This window comes from Mediterraneibacter faecis, assembly GCF_055383675.1.
The window spans coordinates 2817833-2838013 of sequence record NZ_AP043803.1 but is presented as its reverse complement, the minus strand read 5'-3'; the positions used below and the strand labels follow the sequence as shown (position 1 = coordinate 2838013).

Genomic DNA, 20181 nt, shown 5'->3' with positions numbered 1-20181 from the left:
TTAAAATCATATGGCTAATGGGAGGAATTTATGGATAAGGCATATTTAAAGCGGGCAAGTACCGTTGCAAAGGTCATTTTTGGAAATGTTTTCTATGCTTTTGTAATCAAACTTTTTCTTTTACCGGGGAATCTGATGACAGGAGGAACAACCGGTATTGGTCTGGTAGTGAAGCATTTTACGGGAGCATCAATTTCTGGATTTGTCTTAGCATTTAATATTGTGATGCTGATAGTTGGAGTGATTTTTCTTGGTAAGAAATTTGCACTGACGACAATTCTCAGTTCTTTCACATATCCAATTGCATTGGAAGCGGCCAATCATATTTTTGGGGATCTGGTGATCACGGATAATCCAATGCTGAATACGATTTTTGCCGGACTTGGAATCGGGATTGGACTTGGTATTGTAATTCGAACAGGAGCTTCTACCGGAGGTATGGATATTCCACCGTTGATTTTGAATAAGTATTTTCGAATTCCGGTGTCAGTGAGTCTGAATGTATTTGATATATTGATTCTGTTACCGCAGATTCTATATAATCCTCCGGAACGCGTTTTATACGGAATTTTACTGGTAATGATCTACACGACAGTGCTGGACAAAGTGTTAGTGATGGGAAATACCAAGACGGAAGTGAAGATTATCAGCAAACAGGTGGAAGAAGTACGTCAGGCAATTCTTGCGCAGGTAGACAGAGGCGTGACGATGCTGTATGGGGAAGGCGGTTACAAACAAGAACAAAAGCAGATTGTATTGAGTATTGTGTCTAATCGAGAACTTCCACAAGTTGAGAAATTGATCAGACAGATTGACCCGGAGGCATTTATGATCATCAGCAGAGTTACAGAGGTACGAGGAAGAGGCTTCTCTTTGAGTAAACATTACGGAGAAGAGGAAGGCTGATGATGCTGCAAAAACAGTACTGTAGATTAAACATTTATAGAATTAAGGAAGAACAGTTGTATGCTAAATAAAAAAGATTTCTTAAAATACACATCAAAATTAGCCTTTCCGATCATGATTCAAAATTTGATTGGAACATTGGTAAACATTGCCGATACGGTAATGCTTGGATACGTAAGCCAGACGGCGATGTCAGCTTCATCACTTGCGAACCAGTATACGTTTATTCTGTTCTGCTTATATTACGGTATGGCTACAGGAACTTCGGTTCTGTGTGCCCAGTACTGGGGAAAAGGGGATAAAAAGACAGTAGAAAGGATTCTCGGTCTTGCGGAACGGATTTCACTGATCGTCTCGCTTATATTTTTCGTTATTTCCTTTACTATGCCGGTTACGGTTATGAAGATTTTCACAAATAGTCCGGATACGATTGCTGCCGGAAGTGAGTATTTGAAGGTGATTTCATTTTCATTTATGTTTATGGGGTTCTCGCAGGTTTTTATGAGCGCTCTTCGAAGTATTGGAAAAATAATGCTGCCTTCTATTACGTACATTGTTTCTCTTTGTGTCAATGTACTTTGTAATGCCACATTTATCTTTGGTCTGTTTGGATTTCCAAAGCTTGGCGTTACAGGTGTTGCACTTGGTACTGTGATTGCCAGAATTACAGAGGTATTAATTTGTCTCATCTATTCATTAAACAGTTCAGATGTCAGATTCCGGATAAAATACTTCTTTGCGAAATCAGGTATTTTGTTTCATGACTTTATGAAAATTGCCACTCCAGCCGTGGTAAATGATGTTGTCTGGAGTTTTGCCACTTCAGCATTTGCAGCAATTCTTGGGCATATCGGAGATGACATGGTTGCCGCAAATGCGGTTGCTGTTATGGTGGTAAATATTGGTGCTATTGCCTGTCGCGGTTTTGCCAACGCTACGACTATCATTATCAGCCAGGAGTTAGGGAAAGATCAAATTGATACAGCCGGAGAATACGGGAAACGGATGCTTAGGATAACACTTGCTGTAAGCCTGATCGGATGCGTTATTATTCTGGCGATTCGTCCTCTGATATTGGACTTCTATCGGGATAAATTGACCGAGACTGCCCTTTCTTATCTTAGCATTTTTATAATTATGACAACCTGGCGTCTTGTGGGAGAAGGGATTAATACCTGCCTTATATGCGGTTGTTTCAGAGGTGGCGGAGATTCCAGATTTGGAATGATCGTAGATTCCATATTTATGTGGCTTGTTGCAGTTCCGGCAACTTTCCTTGCAGCATATGTTTTTAAATTACCGCCTGTCTGGGTTTACTTTGTAATGACTTTAGATGAGTTCGAGAAAATGCCCGTGGTATTTATTCACTATTTCAGAAAGAAATGGCTTACAAATATTACCAGAGATTTTGATTGAGGAGAAGTATAATCATGTCAAAAGATGAATATCTAATTACAGATGCGCCCCTGAAAGCGTTAACTGTTTTTGCAATGCCTATGATCTTAGGCAGTTTTTTTCAGCAGATATATAATATGGCTGATTCGATCATTGTCGGTCAGTTTGTTGGTTCTTCGGCACTTGCGGCTGTCGGTGCCTGTGCTGCACTTACGAATGTTTTCATTTGTGTAGCTCTGGGCGCCGGTGTAGGCGCAGGTGTACTCGTAAGCCGTTATTTTGGAGCCAGAGATTATGGTAAAATGAAAACAATTGTGTCGACATCGCTGATCAGCTTTTTAGTCCTGAGCATACTACTTGGAATCTTTGGTTTTTGCTTTTCACATTCAATGATGAGTTTATTACAAACACCTGCGGATATACTGGATGAAGCAGTACTGTATCTGCGGGTTTATTTTGTGGGATTCCCATTTCTGTTTATGTACAACATTCTCTCAACGATGTTTACTTCTATCGGTGAATCCAGAATTCCATTGGTTCTTCTGATTTTTTCATCTGTATTAAATATTTTTATGGATTTTTGGATGGTAGCCGGACTTGGTCTCGGCGTGTTTGGTGCGGCTCTGGCAACGCTTATTGCACAGGGGATTTCCGCAGTATTTTCATTTCTGATTTTCCTTTATAGAATGAGACGGTATAAATGTCAGTTTGAATGGTTTGACGGCCAGGAGTTATATTCGATGCTTCAAATTGCCATACCGTCAGTTCTCCAGCAGTCTACAGTGTCGATCGGTATGATGATCGTACAGGCAGTTGTAAATCCATTTGGTACACAGGCACTCGCAGGTTATTCAGCAACGATGCGAGTGGAAAATGTTTTTTCACTGATTTTTGTATCCATCGGCAATGCGATTTCGCCGTATATATCCCAGAATCTTGGTGCAAAGAAAATCGAACGGCTTAAAAAAGGCTATCATGCGGCACTGGTGTTAGATCTATGTTTCGCAGTCCTTGCTTTTCTGGTCATTGAATCACTGCACAACCAGATTTCTTCCTTATTCCTTGGAAAAGATGGAACAGCTTTAGCGTATCAGGTATCCGGTGATTATATGAGATGGCTCGGATATTTTTTCATCTTTATGGGTATTAAGATGGCAACCGATGGTGTTCTTCGCGGACTTGGAATCATGCGTCCGTTTCTCATTGCGAATATGGTAAATCTTGCGATCCGTTTGTCTGTCGCTTTGATTTGTGCACCGCGGTTCGGAATTGCATTTGTCTGGCTTGCAGTACCGGCCGGATGGCTTGCAAACTTCCTGATTTCCTATGCAGCACTCAGAAAATCATGGCCGATTGAGGAAGATAAAGGAGCAATATCATGCAGAAAATACTAATTGTAGAAGACGATACAAATATTAATAACTTGCTTCAGGAGGCATTATCCAAAGAAGGCTATTCTTGTGAGCAGGCATTTTCCGGGACCGAAGCAAAGCTGCTTTTAAATATGCAGGAGCACAGTTATGCACTCGTGCTGCTGGATCTGATGCTGCCCGGAATTCCAGGTGAGGCAGTTCTGGAGGAAATACGGAAAAAGGGAAATCTTCAGGTTATTGTGTTGACTGCAAAAGACAGCCTGGATGAAAAGGTAGAAGTTTTAACGAGCGGAGCGGATGATTATATAACGAAACCATTTGAAATCAGGGAAGTGCTGGCAAGAGTTCAGGTACAACTCCGTCATAAAGAAGAAAAGGAAGCAGAGGAACAGCATACGCTTTCATTTAAAGATATGCTATTAAACAGAGATACATTTCAGGTTGAAATCGATGGAAAGATACTTCCGAAGATCACAAAACAGGAGTTTGCGATTTTAGAATTACTGCTCAGGAATCCAAAACAGGTTTTCAGTAAAGAGGATATTTTCGAATATGCCTGGGACGAACCTTATATGGGTGAGACGAAGACATTGGACGTACATATCAGCAATATCCGCAAGAAGATCAAACAAGTGACTTCGGAGGAATACATTGAGACAGTATGGGGAATCGGTTATCGTCTTCATGCGTAATCTTTACTCTTTTTTTACTATTTATTTGCGTTTGATTAGGATTCATCTTTTATGATAAATGCAGATAAGAAAAAGGAGATGAAAAATTTGAGTGAGATGTTATTGGAAACACGAGGACTGACGAAGCGGTATGGACATCATAAAGCTGTGGACAGTGTCAGTATGCATATTAAAAAGGGCGCTATTTACGGATTTATCGGACGAAATGGAGCAGGGAAGACGACTTGCCTGAAGATGATCAGTGGACTTTCCAGGCCAACGAGTGGAGAGATTGAGATCTTCGGATACAAGGGAAAGGATTTACAGAAAGTCCGCTCCCGTGTGGGATGTCTGATTGAAGCACCGGGATTATATGGAAATATGACCGCATATGAAAATCTGAATATCAAATGCAAGCTGTTTGGGATAAAGAAAGCAGGTTACATTGAAGAGATATTGAAAACAGTAGGTCTGGAGCATGTGGGACGGAAAAAGACAAAACACTTTTCTCTTGGAATGAAACAGCGTCTGGGAATTGGTCTTGCGTTGGTTGGAGAACCGGATCTGTTAATCCTTGATGAACCAATCAATGGGTTGGATCCACAGGGAATTGCTGAGGTTCGTGACACGATTCAGAGACTTCAGAAAGAGAGGAATATGACGATTTGCATTTCCAGTCATATTCTGGAAGAATTATCGAAGATTGCTACCGATTATGGAATCATTCACAATGGAAGTTTATTGCAGGAGCTTACAAGAGAAGAATTAATGCGAAGATGCAGTGAGCGGATGGAATTAACACTGGCTGATCCGAAGCTGGCAATTCCGGTGCTGGATGCTATGGGATTCACGAATTATCAGGTAACAGACAAAGAACATATTCACATTTTTGAACGTCTGAATGAAAGTGCAACGTTGAATATGGAGCTTGCAAAGGCAGGAATTCCGGTAAAAGGGCTTTCTATAACGAGTGAAGAACTGGAAACGTATTTTCTGAATCTGACAGGAGGTGCCAGCCATGCTTAATATGATAAAAATGGATTTGTACCGGATGTTTCGGACCAAAAGTATGTATGTAGTATGGATCGTGCTGGCTGTGTCAGTACTGTTTACAACATTTATGTGTAAAACAGATTATGATTCATTAAGTAAAGAAGATACCGTGCGGCAGGAGCAGTTTGCGGAACCGACTTCAGAGAATATTAATGTGGGAATGATGGTGACACTGCCGACAGAACCGGGAGAAAAGGTTACGGTGTATGACATTTTCTTTGCAAATTCTCAGGGAAAATTTTATGCGTTGTTTCTGGTGATTTTTGCTGTGATGTTTTCAACAGCGGATATTGGAAGCGGTTATATTAAAAATATTGGCGGCCAGGTTCAAAAAAGAGGAACACTGATTTTTTCCAGATCTATTGCGTTGGCGGTCTTTACGGTGCTGACAATGGCAGGTGCATTCTTACTCCAGGGAGCTGCGAACTATATAGTATTCAAAGAATTGACGTTGGGAAGTTCAAAAGCTATTCTGTCTTATTTCCTGACGGAGCTGGCACTTCATTATGCACTCGTGTTGATCTGCATGGCGATTGCAATTATTCTGAAAAATAATGTGATCAGCATGGTCATCGCGATTTGTCTTACAATGAATATAATGAGTATCGTATACGGATTAATAAACAGTGCTGTTCGGAAAATGGGAATCCAGAATTTCCAGATTTATAAGTATACGATAACCGGGAAATTATCACTGCTTCCTATGAATCCAAGTGGAAATGAGTGTCTGGCAGCATTCGGCGTGGCAATTGTGTTTGCTGTCATAATGATAGCTGCAAGCAGTGCTGTTTTTCAAAAGAGGGATATTTAGCGGATGTATATCGTAATTGGAATATTAGCAGGAATTATCATTTTACAATTTATTATTATGTGGAAATATCAGCGGCAGGTGAAGGACATCTGCCGCCAATTGGCGTTCTTGATGAAACATGACAGTAACATGTTGATTCAACGCGAGTTTGATTTGGGTGGAATCGGAACGCTTTCAGACAGATTGAATGAACTTCTGGAATTACAAAGAAAAGAGAAGCAGCGTTATCAGGAGAAAGAAGCTTTGATCGCGGATACTTATACGAATCTTTCCCATGATATCCGGACACCGCTGACATCTCTGGATGGATATTTTCAGCTTATGGAAGAATGCGAAAATGTCGAAGACCAGAGACGTTATCTGAATATTATTCATGAAAGAATACACAGTCTGAATGAAATGCTGGAAGAACTTTTCATGTTCACAAAGTTAAAAAATGAATCCTATAGTCTGGAACTGACGCCTTGCTGTATCAACCGGATTCTGAAAGAAACGGTGTTTTCCTATTATGATGACTGGGTAAGAAGGGGAATCCAGCCGGATATTCAGATTACAGAAGAACTGTTGTCCATAGCCGGAAATAAACAAGGACTCCACCGTGTTATTCAGAATGTAATTAAAAATGGCCTGGATCATGGAGAAAAGAAGATAAGTATTGTGTTAGAGCGCAAGCAGGAGCATGCAGTATTGCGAATCAGGAATCAGGTGATACATTCGGAGCAGATTGATATAGAACATGTCTTTGACAGATTTTATAAAGCGGATGTGGCAAGGAGCAAAACATCTACCGGATTGGGACTATCTATTGCAAAGGAACTTGTGAAACGTATGAATGGAGAAATCAGCGCAAAGACAGAGAAAAATGAGTTTATTATTGAGATGAGATTTCCGCTTTCTATCTAAAAAATCAGTAAAAATTGCACTTTATTGAGTTACAATGCTGAATTGCGAAAATTTAGATTTACCGAAACACTGAAATATGTTAATATGGTAGCAGTTATTTCAAAACTATAGATCAGATTGAAGGAGGTCTTTACATGATTAAATTGTACGAGAATGGCGTATATCTTCTCAATGGAACAGAGATAGTAGAAGACACAGGAAATGTGCAGGTTCCGCTGACGAAGGAAGAAGCCGCTCAGAACACAATGGCATATGGTATTTTAAAGGCACACAATACATCCGAGAACATGGAGCGTCTGCAGATCCGTTTTGATAAGCTGACATCCCATGACATTACATTTGTTGGAATTATCCAGACAGCACGTGCATCAGGACTTGAGAAGTTCCCGATGCCGTATGTACTTACAAATTGTCATAACAGTCTTTGTGCAGTTGGTGGAACAATCAACGAAGATGATCATATGTTTGGATTAACTTGTGCGAAGAAGTACGGCGGTATGTATGTACCACCGCATCAGGCAGTTATCCATCAGTTTGCCCGTGAGATGCTTGCAGGCGGAGGAAAGATGATCCTTGGATCTGACAGCCATACACGTTACGGAGCACTCGGAACGATGGCTATGGGTGAAGGTGGACCGGAGCTTGTGAAACAGCTTCTGAACAAGACTTATGATATTAAGATGCCGGGCGTGATCGGAATCTACTTAGACGGAGAGCCGATGAAAGGTGTAGGACCGCAGGACGTTGCTCTTGCAATCATCGGAGCTACATTCAAGAATGGCTATGTGAATAACAAGGTTATGGAGTTTGTTGGACCTGGAGTCAGCAAGCTTAGTGCAGATTTCCGTATCGGAATCGACGTTATGACAACAGAGACAACTTGTCTGTCTTCTATCTGGAAAACAGATGAGAAGATTCAGGAGTTCTATGATATTCACGGAAGAAGTGAAGATTACAAAGAACTGAATCCTGGAGCAGTTACATATTATGACGGTATGGTTTATGTGAACTTAAGCGAGATCAAGCCAATGATCGCAATGCCGTTCCACCCAAGCAATGTTTATACAATTGATGAACTGAACGCAAATCTGGCAGACATCCTTCATGATGTAGAGCAGAAAGCACTTGTAAGTCTTGACGGTGCAGTTGATTACTCTCTGCAGGATAAGATCAGAAACGGTAAGTTCTATGTAGAGCAGGGAATCATCGCAGGATGTGCAGGTGGTGGATTTGAAAATATCTGTGCAGCTGCAGATATCATCAAAGGAAAGAACATCGGAGCAGATGAATTTACATTCAGCGTTTACCCGGCAAGTACACCGATTTATATGGAACTTGTTAAGAATGGTGCAATTGCAGATCTTATGGAAGCAGGAACTGTTGTGAAGACAGCATTCTGTGGACCGTGCTTCGGAGCAGGAGATACTCCGGCGAATAACGCATTCTCTATCCGTCATACAACAAGAAACTTCCCGAACCGTGAAGGAAGTAAGCTGCAGAACGGACAGATCTCTTCTGTAGCACTGATGGATGCTCGTTCTATCGCAGCAACAGCAGCAAACAAGGGATTCTTAACACCGGCAACAGCAATGGATGTAGAGTACAAAGGACAGAAATATCACTTTGATAAGAACATTTATGCAAACCGTGTATTTGACAGCAAGGGCGTTGCTGATCCAAGCGTTGAGATTAAATTTGGACCAAACATTAAGGACTGGCCGGCAATGTCAGCACTTCCACAGAACCTGCTTGTGAAGGTTGTATCTGAGATCCATGATCCTGTTACAACAACAGATGAGCTGATTCCGTCCGGAGAGACATCTTCTTACCGTTCTAATCCACTGGGACTTGCAGAGTTCGCTCTTTCAAGAAAAGATCCTGCATACGTCGGACGTGCGAAAGAAGTACAGAAAGCTCAGAAAGCAATTGAAGCAGATGAATGTCCGGTAGATGCACTTGCAGAACTGAAACCGGTGATGGATAAGATTCACGAGACATATCCGGAAGTTGGCAAGGGTAACCTTGGTGTCGGAAGTACAATCTTCGCAGTAAAACCAGGAGACGGATCTGCTCGTGAGCAGGCAGCTTCCTGTCAGAAAGTACTTGGAGGATGGGCAAACATCGCAACAGAGTATGCAACAAAGCGTTATCGTTCCAACCTGATCAACTGGGGAATGCTCCCATTCCTGACAGAAGAAGATCATGAAGCACTTTCCTTCAAGAACGGAGATTACATCTTTGTTCCTAATGTGAGAAAAGCAGTAGAAGAGAAAGCGGATGTGATCAAAGCTTATGTTGTAGGTGATGAACTCAAAGAACTGAACCTTAAGCTGGGAGATCTTACAGACGCAGAGCGTGAGATCATTCTTGACGGATGTCTGATCAATTACTATAGAAATCATTAGTCAATCATTAAATATGATAAAATGAAAGAAAAGCGGCGAGATATGGGGAATGACCTGTATCTCGCTGCTTTTATCTTGCTAATTAAATTTTCACATGCTAGTATTAAAACGAAATAAAATGTAACACGTTAAGGTATAAGAATGAAAAAATCTGCTTATGAAATGTCTGATTTAGTTAGTTGTGCGGAACTTGAGAACCTTGGACATTGGGGCGATGGATGTATTATATGAAGACGGAAAGAATTATTTGTGGTAAAATAAAGCACAAGATTAGAAATATTGAAAATAGGCGGTAAATAAAATGATATTTGATACACATGCGCATTATGATGATGAGCAGTTTGACACAGACAGAGATGAGCTACTAAGCAGTATGGCAGCAGGCGGCGTTGGAACAATTGTGGATGCAGCGGCGACAGTAGAGTCCTGGGATAAGATAGTAGAACTCGCAGAGAAGTATTCATTTATATATGGATCAGTAGGTGTACATCCGGACGAAGTCGGTGCACTGAATGAAGAGAATTTCGCTCGAATGAGAGAATTATTAAAGAAAGAAAAGATCGTTGCGGTTGGCGAGATCGGACTTGATTATTATTGGGATAAAGAAGGGCATGATCTGCAGAAACATTGGTTCATCAGACAGCTGGATCTTGCGCGAGAGATGAACAAACCTGTGATGATCCATAGCCGTGAGGCGGCAGCTGATACGATGGAAATTATGAAAGAACATGGAAAAGGACTCAAAGGTGTGATACACTGTTATTCTTACAGCCTTGAGATGGCGCGAGAATATGTAAAGATGGGATATTACATCGGAGTCGGCGGTGTTGTGACATTCAAGAACTCAAAGAAGTTAAAAGAGATTGTAGAAGAAATTCCACTGGAGTCAATTGTTCTTGAGACAGACTGTCCGTATCTGGCACCGACACCATTCAGAGGAAAGAGAAATTCGTCCTTGTACCTGCCATATGTTGTAGAAGCGATCGCAGAGCTAAAAGGCATTTCTGCGGAGCAGGTGATCGAACAGACAGAGAAGAATGCAAGGGATTTATATCAATTATAAGAAATGGAGAGATGAGATGAAAGAACCAACACTTGGAAATCCACAGAATACGATAGAAGTATTACAGAAATATAATTTCGTATTCCAGAAAAAGTTCGGTCAGAACTTTCTGATCGATACACATGTACTGGACAAAATTATTGCGGCAGCAGAGATTACAAAAGATGATTTTGTATTGGAAATCGGACCGGGAATCGGAACGATGACACAGTATCTGGCATGTGCAGCGAGAAAAGTTGTTGCAGTTGAGATTGACAAGGCACTGATTCCGATTCTGGAAGATACGCTTTCAGATTATGACAATGCCCGGGTTATTAACAATGACGTTCTGAAAGTAGATATTGCAAAGCTTGCAGAAGAGGAAAATGGAGGAAAACCGATCAAGGTTGTGGCCAACCTGCCATATTACATTACAACGCCGATCATTATGGGACTTTTTGAGAATCATGTTCCGATCAAGAGTATTACAGTTATGGTTCAGAAAGAAGTTGCAGACCGTATGCAGGTGGGACCGGGAACGAAGGACTATGGTGCACTGTCTCTGGCTGTGCAATATTATGCGAAACCATATATTGTAGCAAATGTACCACCGAACTGCTTTATGCCTCGTCCGAAGGTTGGATCTGCGGTAATCCGTCTGGAACGTTATGAAGAACCACCGGTGAAGGTAAAGGATGAAAAGCTTATGTTCCGTATTATCCGTGCCTCCTTTAACCAGAGAAGAAAGACTTTGGCAAATGGACTGAAGAATTCGGCAGAACTTGACTACACGAAGGAAGAAATCGAGGCAGCGATTGAAGCACTCGGAAGAGGTGCATCTATTCGAGGGGAAGCCCTTACGCTGGAAGAATTTGCAAAGCTGGCAGATTTTCTTTATGATTGCAGATAAAATAATATTAAAGGAATTTACAAAGTTGCTGTTTACAAAAATGTAGTGGACAGCAACTTTATTCTTCTTCACTTTTTGATTCATAAAGATTTAATATTCAGTTAATTGTTTACTAGACGGATATCTAGTATAATTAAAAGATAAAAAGACATTAGAAGAAACAAGAGAAGGAGGAAGAGCCCATGGCCAAAGATATTAACAGCATATTTTTTGACATCACTCCGGAGATTGAAGAACTTGCTCTGAAATGTGAAACGAACAATGCAATTGACAAAGAACTCTATACCAAATACGAGGTAAAAAGAGGACTTCGAGATCTGAACGGTAAAGGTGTACTTGCCGGATTGACAAATATATCCGATGTGTGTGCAACAAAGATTGTAGACGGTGTATCCGTACCGTGTGCAGGTAATCTTTATTACAGAGGTTACAATATTAAAGATCTTGTAAGCGGATTCCTTGAGGCGAAACATTTTGGATTTGAGGAGATTGCATATCTGCTTCTTTTTGGAGAGCTTCCGAATCAGAAGGAACTTGAGAATTTTAAGGATATGATAGCTGACCGCCGGATGCTTCCACCGAATTTTGTACGTGACGTGATCATGAAGGCTCCGAGCCGTGATATGATGAACAGTATTACAAGAAGTATTATTCAGCTTTATTCTTACGATGACAAAGCGGATGATACAAGCATTCCGAATGTACTGCGTCAGAGTCTGAACCTGATCAGCCAGTTCCCAATGCTTATGGTTTACAGCTATCTTGCTTACAATTATAAAATGGGTGAAGATCTGTATATTTATGCACCGAAGAAAGAACTGTCTATGGCAGAGAATATTCTGATGATGCTCAGAGAAGATCGTCAGTATACAGAACTTGAGGCGAAGATCCTTGATATGGCTCTTGTTCTTCATATGGATCACGGCGGTGGTAACAACTCAACATTTACAACGCATGTTGTTACATCTTCAGGAACAGATACTTATTCTACAATTGCAGCAGCTATGGCGTCATTGAAAGGGCCAAAACATGGTGGTGCGAACGTGAAAGTAACACAGATGTTTGAAGATATGAAGACGCAGCTGACAGACTGGCAGGATGATGATCAGATCAGAGCTTACCTTGAGGCACTGCTGGAGAAGAGAGCGTTTGATAAGAGAGGTCTGATCTATGGAATGGGACATGCGATTTATTCTGTATCCGACCCAAGAGCGGAGATCTTCAAGAAGTTTGTAAAGCAGCTTGCATATGAAAAGGGCCACGAGGCAGAATATGCACTGTATGAGAAAGTAGAGAAGATGGCACCGGAGATCATTAGCGAGAGACGTAAGATGTATAAAGGTGTTAATGCGAACGTAGATTTCTACAGTGGACTTGTTTATAGCATGCTTGATCTTCCACCGGCATTATATACTCCAATTTTTGCGGCAGCACGTATCGTTGGATGGAGTGCACACAGACTGGAAGAGTTGAAGAATGTAGATAAGATCATACGTCCGGCTTATAAGCCGCTTGCACCATATCGTGATTATATCAAATTAGATGACAGGTAGTGAATGAACGATGAGAGATGAGTTTTATTTCCCTTCAAAGGATGGCAATACGGAGATCCACACGATTGAGTGGAAACCGGAAGGAGAAGTGAAAGCTGTCCTGCAGTTAAGCCATGGAATGGTGGAATATATTAAGAGATACGATGAATTTGCAGAATTCATGTGTAGTCATGGATATTATGTCGTTGGAAACGATCATTTAGGGCATGGAAAATCTGTGCAGAGCAAGTCGGAGTATGGATTTTTTAACGAAAAATATGGAAATGCATGCGTGATCGGAGATATGCATACACTTCGTCAGCGGACGATGAAGAAATATCCGGATGTACCTTACTTTATGTTAGGACATAGCATGGGCTCAAGTCTTTTGCGCCAGTATGTACAGATGTATGGAAATGGGCTGGCGGGAGCAATGTTTATCGGAGTTGTAGCAGATCAGCAGAGAGCGACACTTCAGTTTGGAAGAAGATTGTGTAGGACACTGGCGATGTTCCGTGGCTGGCATTATAAAAGTAAACTGGTGGATAGAATGGCAGTCGGTGCCTATAATAGGAAATTCAAGAATCCAAAGACACGCGCGGACTGGGTAACCAGTGATGAAGAACATCTGGAAAAATATATTTCAGATCCACTGTGCTCCTTTGTCTTTACAGTGAACGCGTATTATAGCATGTTTACCGGGATGCTTATAATGGAGAAAAAAGAAAGTATCTATATGATTCCGAAGCAGCTTCCAGTCCTTTTCGCAGCCGGTGCCGAAGATCCGGTTGGAGGATTCGGAAAAGGCGTAAGGAAGGTTTATGAGAAATACAAAGCGGCCGGAATCCAGGACATCAGTCTAAGACTGTATGCCGGTGATCGTCATGAACTGCTCAACGAGACAGATCGGGAGCAGGTATATGAAGATCTTCTCGAGTGGATGGAAGAACGTAGAAAAATAAATTATTAGTTTATATTTTTTCATAATCTGTTTATATTTTTTCGTATTCTTTAAGAAAGCACTCATACTTTTGACACATTTTCCGGATATACTAATATCAAGATAGTTGATAAGAGAAAATCAATTATCTTCCCCCCCTCATAAAGTTGTGACACAGGAAAGTGTCAACACTTTACTCTCATTCCTTTAGATAACTATAAACACAACGAAGCCCGTTAGCCGAAAGGTTAGCGGGCTTTCGCGTTGCAGTGATAACTTAGATGATGCCAGAATATAGGTGGTGTTATATATAAAACAATCCTGCACGACATCATATGAAAACACAAAAAGTAAGACCCGAGCACCTCACTGCTTCAGCAGATTGACAATCGGGTCTTCTTTTTATTATCTAAAGGAATGAGAGTAAAGTCGACATCCCGGCACACCGGGATGCCATTACTTTATGAGGGGGGAGATAGTTGTTTATCAACTATCTGAGTCTTAGTATAGACAGAAAATGTGTCAAAATTATGTTCAAACATTAAAAGAAAAATAAATAAAATAAAATAAACTTAATCCTGAACGCTTACAAACACTTCATAGACCTTCTTGAGTGATTTATGAAGATAAGGTTTGTACTCTTCCATAGAAACAGGTTTCTCATGAAGGATACAGTTGTAACTTGTTGAACTGATCAATTCAATTAGTGTAAAAAGTAAGAGATCCGGATTCTCACAGTTTACATTATATTTTACAAGTGAATTTCTGTAGTGATCATAAAATTGCCTGGACACTACAGAACCTGTTCCGACAGCATCCTGGAAAACTCCCCAGGAGAGATTCTTTGACAAAAATTTTAACAAGGACTGCTGTTTCTGGAAACGGTCAATAATATAGTCTGTTAAAAAAAGAATCTCTTCTTCTAAAGAATTAATCTCAGTTCCTTCAAGCTGCTTGTGTGCATCATCAAAAAGCTGACAGGCTTTGTATGCGATCAATTTATCTCTTAAATCATACTTGTCTTTGAAATAAAGATAGAATGTCCCCTTTGCCAGACCGGCCTGATTCACGATGTCGGATACAGTTGTTTTGGCAAAGCCTTTTCCGGTGAACAGGTCAAATGCAGTCTGGAGCAGTGTATTCATTTTCTGTTTTTTATTATCATCTACTTTTCCCATAATCTCAATGACCTCCTTTGTGTGTCTTTAGTGATTGTAATATATAATACAAACTTTGCCAATAAGAGGTTTTCATAAAAATACATTCTGTGAAAAATTCCTATTGTCTTTTTACTAGTATGGCACAAAATTCCTAAAAGTCAATAAAAATGACCATTTTTCATTTTTTAACAAAAAAATATTGACTAATGGTCATTTCGCGCTATACTATAAGAGACTTGAGTAGTGAGACAGTATAGGAGATGATACAAATGGTTAAAGTTGGCAAATGGATTGCCAAACACAGAGTTCTGATGTTGATCATCGGATTTCTTCTGATTATCCCGTCGGTCATCGGGATGGCAAAGACACGTGTAAACTATGATTTGCTCAGTTATCTGCCGGAGCATCTGGAGACAGTAAAGGGTCAGGATATTCTGGTGGATGAGTATGGAATGGGCGCTTTCTCCATGGTCGTGGTAGAGAACATGGACATGAAGGATGTTCAGAAGCTTGAAGATCAGTTCAGTGAAGTACCGCATGTAAAAGATGTACTTTGGTATGACGATGTAGCTGATATCAGTCTTCCGGTGGAGATGATCCCAAAGGATTTAAAGGAGGCGTTTTTCAAAGGCGATGCCACGATGATGCTTGTATTGTTTGATAATACAACATCTTCTGATGAAGCTATGGATGCTGTCGGACAGATGAGAAAGCTGGCGAATGATCAGTGCTTTATCAGCGGTATGACAGGAGTTGTTACAGATATTAAGAATCTGGCACTTAAAGAACTTCCGGTTTATGTGGTGATTGCAGCACTTTTAAGTCTGGTCGTACTTGAACTGACAAGCGGATCTTTCGTAGTACCGATTTTATTTCTGATCAGTATTGGGCTTGCGATTCTCTACAATCTTGGAAGCAACATTTTCCTTGGAGAGACTTCGTATATCACAAAGGCATTGACTGCGGTATTGCAGCTGGGTGTGACAATGGATTATTCCATTTTCCTCTTGAACAGCTACGAGGAAAACAAGAAGCGTTTTCCGGGAGAGAAAGAACGTGCCATGGGACATGCGATTTCCAATACATTTAAGTCTGTGGCAGGAAGCTCTGTTACGACAGTAGCCGGATTCGTAGCGTTGTGTGTTATGACATTTGCACTTGGCCGAGATCTTGGTATCGTTATGGCAAAAGGCGTATTGATCGGTGTGATCTGTTGCGTAACAGTTTTACCTTCTTTGGTTCTTGTATTTGATAAACCAATTGAGAAGACAAAACATAAACTGTTGCTCAGCAACATGGATAAGCCATCAGCTTTTATTACAAAGCACTATAAAGTATGGATCGTTGTTTTCCTGGTACTTTTATTCCCGGCTATTTATGGAAATAATCACACAAAGATTTACTACAACATTGCAGATTCACTCCCATCCACACTGGACAGTAATGTGGCGAATGCAGAACTTAAGAAAGACTTCGATATGAGTAATATTCATATGGTTATGTTAGATAGAAGTATGGATGCAAAACAGAAGTCGAAAATGTTCGATGAGATTGATTCTGTGAAGGGTGTCAAGTGGACGATCAGTATGAATTCGCTGATTGGACCGGCAGTGCCAGACTCTATGATACCAAATGATATCAAAGAAATGCTGCAAAGCGATGATTACGAGCTTGCATTCGTATGCTCGGAATATGAATCAGCAACAGAGGAAGTCAATACACAGATTGCATCGATCGATAAGATTGTAAAATCTTATGATAAAAATGCGATGGTAATTGGAGAAGCTCCTTTGATGAAAGACTTGGAGGATGTAACCAATGTGGATCTGGTAAATGTAAATGCACTTTCAATTGCAGCGATATTTATCATTATTATGATTATCTTCAAATCAATATCACTGCCAATCATATTGGTGGCAGTTATTGAATTTGCAATTATGGTTAATATGGCAATCCCGTTTTATCAGGGAACAAGCCTTCCATTTGTTGCAAGTATAGTAATTGGAGCAATTCAGTTGGGAGCAACTGTAGATTATGCAATTCTAATGACGACCCGCTATCAGAAAGAGCGTCAGCGTGGACGAGATAAGATGGAAGCAATCAGTATTGCCCATAAAACTAGTATGCCGTCAATTATCAGCAGCGGATTAAGTTTCTTCGCGGCAACATTTGGAGTAGCCTGCTACTCTCAGGTTGAAATGATCGGTTCTATTTGCACTTTGCTTGCGCGAGGAGCGATTATCAGTATGGTTGTTGTAATCCTGATATTGCCGGCGATGTTTATGATATTTGACAAAGTAATATGTAAGACGTCCATCGGATTCCTCGGTGGAAAAAAGTAGAAAGGATGTAAGAATCATGAACAAAAACAGAAAAATCAAACGTGGACTCACAACTTCTCTTGCCGTTGGAATGTCAGTAATGATGGGTGCTGTGCCGGTCTTTGCTGCAGGAACAAGTTCTGACGCAGATGCAGTTTATAAGGAAGAGACAGTTTATGTAAATGCAGACGCAACAGGAACAATTGATGAAGTAACAGTATCTAACTGGCTGAAGAATTCGGGCAGTGTATCAGGAAGCCTGACAGATGCAAGTACTCTGAAAGATATTAAGAATGTAAAAGGTGATGAAACATTCAAAGCATCTGGAGATACATTGACATGGAATACAGACGGTGAAGATATTTATTATCAGGGAACAACAGATCAGAATCTTCCGGTTTCTGTAAAGCTTACTTACTATCTGGACGGAAAAGAAATCAAACCGGCAGATTTGAAAGGAAAAAGCGGACATCTGAAGATTCAGGTGGATTATACAAATAAAGAGAAGAAAACAGTCAGCGTAGATGGAAAACAAGAAGAAGTTTACACACCATTTGTCATGATGACGGGAATGATCCTTCCGAATGAAACATTTAGCAATGTTACGATTGATAACGGAAAAGTTATTTCTGATGGAAGCAAGAATATCGTAGTCGGATTCGGAATGCCTGGCATGAAAGAAAGTTTGAATCTGGACGAAAGCAAAACAGAAGATCTGACAATCCCGGAAAGTCTCTGCGTGGAAGCTGATGTGACAGATTTCACAATGTCTTCTACATTTACAGTGGCACTTACCGATCTTCTTGATGACATTGATTTTGATAATATCGTAGATGTTGATTCACTGAAGAGTTCCTTAGATGAACTGGAAGATGCAGCACTTCAGTTAGTAAGTGGATCTGACACACTTGCAGACGGAGCCGGAACACTTGCAGACGGTGTCAACAGCTATACAGAAGGTGCGGATACTTTGAATGATGCAATTCAGAAGTACCTTGGAAGCAATGGAGAACTGAACGGAAGCGTGACAGAGTATGTGAATGGTGTCAATAAAGTTGTCAAAGGCGTGCAGGATTATACAGACGGAACAAATGCACTGGCTGACGGAGTTACAGCTTATATTGGCGGTGAACAGCAGCTGGCAGCAGGTGCCGCGAAACTGAGCCAGCTCAGCAGCGGACTGAAAACAGTACAGGGAGCGATCAGTCAGCTGAATGCAGCGATTGACGGAGAAGGAGCAGCGACAGAAGATATTCAGGTAGCAGCCGGCCAACTGGCAGCGGGAACAGCACAGCTGAAAGCAGCACTTGGAAGCAAAGAGGTTCAGGCACTTTTGGGTCAGGTAGGAAATATGTTGGCGACAGGAACTGAAATGATCAATCAGACAGAGCAGCTTGGAACAGCGCTGAATGATGGAATTGCAACACCGGTTCAGAATATTGCAGCTAACCTCACAAGTCTGAGTCAGCAGCTTGGAATGATTAACCAGCAGCTTGCTACTTTGGACACAACTTGTCAGAGTGCAGTAGATGATCTGAATGCAAAGATCAGAGATTATAATGATAAGGTTGATACAGCAAAAAATGCAGCAGCAAACAGCAAAGCAACAATTGATTCTGCAGTCAGTGAATTACAGGCGAAGAAAGATCAGACAACAGACGAGACTGCAAAAGCGGATCTTCAGGCAGCAATTGATAAATTAAATGCAGCAAAGAGCGCGGCAGACGGATTGAGCGGACTCGAGAAGGCAAGCGAAGTTAGTGTGACAATTCCAACAATTGATACAACAGCGATCCAGCAGGAGATGGGAGCAATCAGTGTGTCAATGAAAACATTTCAGCAGACAGCACAGACACTGACAGCTCAGCTTCCGGCAATGCAGGAGAAACTTCAGACAATCACAAGTATGAAGGATAAACTTCCGGCGGAAGCAATCGGACAGTTATCAGAATCTGTAGATCAGCTGGATGCAGGAATGCAGGGATTAAATATAGCAATCGGAACATTTTCATCTAACCTTGGTGAGTTAAACAAATCTGTACAGGCACAGTTCCCGGCAGCAGTTACGGGTATTCTTGAACTGAACGGTGGATTCTCACAGTTGAGTGCAAATAATGACGCACTTTTAGCAGGAGCCAACAAACTGAAAGCTAACAGTTCAACACTGGTAGCAGGAGTTCAGACACTTCAGAGCGGAACAAACCAGCTGGCAAGCGGACTAAATACACTGGGAAGCCAGATGTCATCCGGAGCGGCAAAACTTTCACTGAACAGCGCAGCCCTTCGTGAAGGTGCAGCAACTCTTCAGTCAGGAGCAAGAGAACTCGCAGACGGTATGGAGAAGTTCGACCGTGAAGGAACAAGCAAATTAAAGAGCACAGTAGAAGACGAACTTGGTGATGTACTTGACCGTTTCGATGCACTTACATCGGATGATTGTACTTATACAACATTCAGTGGAAAAGACAGCGGAATGGAAGGAAACGTGAAATTCGTAATCGAGACAGAAGCAATCGAGTAAATCGTATCATCTCTATAATATAGGAAAAACGGAGAAATCCCCGACCAGGATTTCTCCGTTTTGTTACTGTGTCAATCAGCGGAGTGATTGACACGGGAGTGAACAGTAACTCCGTTTTTCGTTTTGGAATTTGCCATCACAAGAAGGGATTGCAAAAAATACCATTATGTAGTAGTCTGTCTATAGAGATGCTATTGAATGCACAGTAGAACAAATTGATAGTAGAAATTATGGTATG

15 protein-coding genes are annotated in these 20181 nt (G+C 41.1%); 14 read left to right on the top strand and 1 reads right to left on the bottom strand.

The genetic code is table 11. The features are described 5' to 3' along the window. Positions 1–30: 30 nt before the first annotated feature. The 12 genes from ACZ47Z_RS13480 (at position 31) to ACZ47Z_RS13425 (ending at position 13971) form a co-directional block, all read left to right on the top strand. Positions 31–906, top strand: a complete 876-nt coding sequence (locus tag ACZ47Z_RS13480; RefSeq protein ID WP_055166567.1) for a YitT family protein — start codon at positions 31–33, stop codon at positions 904–906. A gap of 60 nt (positions 907–966) precedes the next feature. Beyond that, a complete protein-coding gene (locus ACZ47Z_RS13475; RefSeq protein ID WP_412292172.1) occupies positions 967–2322 on the top strand; it encodes an MATE family efflux transporter in 1356 nt (451 codons plus the stop codon). A gap of 14 nt (positions 2323–2336) precedes the next feature. Beyond that, on the top strand, positions 2337–3695 hold the full coding sequence (locus tag ACZ47Z_RS13470) for an MATE family efflux transporter (protein WP_464525642.1): 1359 nt from the start codon (positions 2337–2339) through the stop codon (positions 3693–3695). Continuing rightward, positions 3680–4366, top strand: a complete 687-nt coding sequence (locus ACZ47Z_RS13465; RefSeq protein ID WP_464525641.1) for a response regulator transcription factor — start codon at positions 3680–3682, stop codon at positions 4364–4366. The genes ACZ47Z_RS13470 and ACZ47Z_RS13465 overlap by 16 nt, the downstream gene beginning before the upstream one ends. 51 nt (positions 4367–4417) lie before the next feature. Further along, positions 4418–5371, top strand: a complete 954-nt coding sequence (locus ACZ47Z_RS13460; protein WP_227159201.1) for an ABC transporter ATP-binding protein — start codon at positions 4418–4420, stop codon at positions 5369–5371. After that, positions 5364–6209 (top strand): ABC transporter permease, encoded by an 846-nt coding sequence (locus tag ACZ47Z_RS13455; RefSeq protein ID WP_054753131.1) that lies wholly within the window; start codon positions 5364–5366, stop codon positions 6207–6209. Before ACZ47Z_RS13460 ends, ACZ47Z_RS13455 begins: the two co-directional genes overlap by 8 nt. Before the next feature lie 3 nt (positions 6210–6212). Further along, a complete protein-coding gene (locus ACZ47Z_RS13450) occupies positions 6213–7112 on the top strand; it encodes a sensor histidine kinase (protein WP_020436328.1) in 900 nt (299 codons plus the stop codon). 134 nt (positions 7113–7246) lie between these two features. After that, positions 7247–9517: a hydratase gene (locus ACZ47Z_RS13445; protein ID WP_015528694.1), complete on the top strand. Its 2271-nt coding sequence runs from the start codon at positions 7247–7249 to the stop codon at positions 9515–9517. A 301-nt stretch (positions 9518–9818) separates the two neighbouring features. Then, complete coding sequence (locus ACZ47Z_RS13440; protein WP_054753133.1) at positions 9819–10580, top strand: TatD family hydrolase; 762 nt, start codon at positions 9819–9821, stop codon at positions 10578–10580. A gap of 16 nt (positions 10581–10596) precedes the next feature. Further along, positions 10597–11469 carry a 16S rRNA (adenine(1518)-N(6)/adenine(1519)-N(6))-dimethyltransferase RsmA gene (rsmA, locus tag ACZ47Z_RS13435; protein ID WP_020436330.1) on the top strand — a complete coding sequence of 291 codons (873 nt, stop codon included), beginning with the start codon at positions 10597–10599 and terminating at the stop codon, positions 11467–11469. A 182-nt stretch (positions 11470–11651) separates the two neighbouring features. Then, on the top strand, positions 11652–13022 hold the full coding sequence (locus tag ACZ47Z_RS13430) for a citrate/2-methylcitrate synthase (RefSeq protein ID WP_054753135.1): 1371 nt from the start codon (positions 11652–11654) through the stop codon (positions 13020–13022). 10 nt (positions 13023–13032) lie between these two features. Beyond that, positions 13033–13971 (top strand): alpha/beta fold hydrolase, encoded by a 939-nt coding sequence (locus ACZ47Z_RS13425; RefSeq protein WP_054753137.1) that lies wholly within the window; start codon positions 13033–13035, stop codon positions 13969–13971. Positions 13972–14513: 542 nt separating this feature from the next. Here the strand turns inward: ACZ47Z_RS13425 and ACZ47Z_RS13420 are convergent. Continuing rightward, positions 14514–15119 (bottom strand): TetR/AcrR family transcriptional regulator, encoded by a 606-nt coding sequence (locus ACZ47Z_RS13420; RefSeq protein WP_227165469.1) that lies wholly within the window; start codon positions 15117–15119, stop codon positions 14514–14516. Between the two features lie 251 nt (positions 15120–15370). Between ACZ47Z_RS13420 and ACZ47Z_RS13415 the strand changes: the two genes are divergently transcribed. Further along, a complete protein-coding gene (locus ACZ47Z_RS13415; RefSeq protein ID WP_288597352.1) occupies positions 15371–17443 on the top strand; it encodes an efflux RND transporter permease subunit in 2073 nt (690 codons plus the stop codon). Between the two features lie 16 nt (positions 17444–17459). Then, positions 17460–19943: a hypothetical protein gene (locus ACZ47Z_RS13410; RefSeq protein ID WP_464525640.1), complete on the top strand. Its 2484-nt coding sequence runs from the start codon at positions 17460–17462 to the stop codon at positions 19941–19943. The last annotated feature ends 238 nt before the right edge of the window (positions 19944–20181 follow it).

Excerpts from the sequence above, each read along its gene's own strand:
- ACZ47Z_RS13480 (WP_055166567.1), top strand. The coding sequence starts at position 31 with ATGGATAAGGCATATTTAAAGCGGGCAAGTACCGTTGCAAAGGTCATT.
- ACZ47Z_RS13475 (WP_412292172.1), top strand. The coding sequence starts at position 967 with ATGCTAAATAAAAAAGATTTCTTAAAATACACATCAAAATTAGCCTTT.
- ACZ47Z_RS13470 (WP_464525642.1), top strand. The coding sequence starts at position 2,337 with ATGTCAAAAGATGAATATCTAATTACAGATGCGCCCCTGAAAGCGTTA.
- ACZ47Z_RS13465 (WP_464525641.1), top strand. The coding sequence starts at position 3,680 with ATGCAGAAAATACTAATTGTAGAAGACGATACAAATATTAATAACTTG.
- ACZ47Z_RS13460 (WP_227159201.1), top strand. The coding sequence starts at position 4,418 with ATGATAAATGCAGATAAGAAAAAGGAGATGAAAAATTTGAGTGAGATG.
- ACZ47Z_RS13455 (WP_054753131.1), top strand. The coding sequence starts at position 5,364 with ATGCTTAATATGATAAAAATGGATTTGTACCGGATGTTTCGGACCAAA.
- ACZ47Z_RS13450 (WP_020436328.1), top strand. The coding sequence starts at position 6,213 with ATGTATATCGTAATTGGAATATTAGCAGGAATTATCATTTTACAATTT.
- ACZ47Z_RS13445 (WP_015528694.1), top strand. The coding sequence starts at position 7,247 with ATGATTAAATTGTACGAGAATGGCGTATATCTTCTCAATGGAACAGAG.
- ACZ47Z_RS13440 (WP_054753133.1), top strand. The coding sequence starts at position 9,819 with ATGATATTTGATACACATGCGCATTATGATGATGAGCAGTTTGACACA.
- rsmA (WP_020436330.1), top strand. The coding sequence starts at position 10,597 with ATGAAAGAACCAACACTTGGAAATCCACAGAATACGATAGAAGTATTA.
- ACZ47Z_RS13430 (WP_054753135.1), top strand. The coding sequence starts at position 11,652 with ATGGCCAAAGATATTAACAGCATATTTTTTGACATCACTCCGGAGATT.
- ACZ47Z_RS13425 (WP_054753137.1), top strand. The coding sequence starts at position 13,033 with ATGAGAGATGAGTTTTATTTCCCTTCAAAGGATGGCAATACGGAGATC.
- ACZ47Z_RS13420 (WP_227165469.1), bottom strand. The coding sequence starts at position 15,119 with ATGGGAAAAGTAGATGATAATAAAAAACAGAAAATGAATACACTGCTC.
- ACZ47Z_RS13415 (WP_288597352.1), top strand. The coding sequence starts at position 15,371 with ATGGTTAAAGTTGGCAAATGGATTGCCAAACACAGAGTTCTGATGTTG.
- ACZ47Z_RS13410 (WP_464525640.1), top strand. The coding sequence starts at position 17,460 with ATGAACAAAAACAGAAAAATCAAACGTGGACTCACAACTTCTCTTGCC.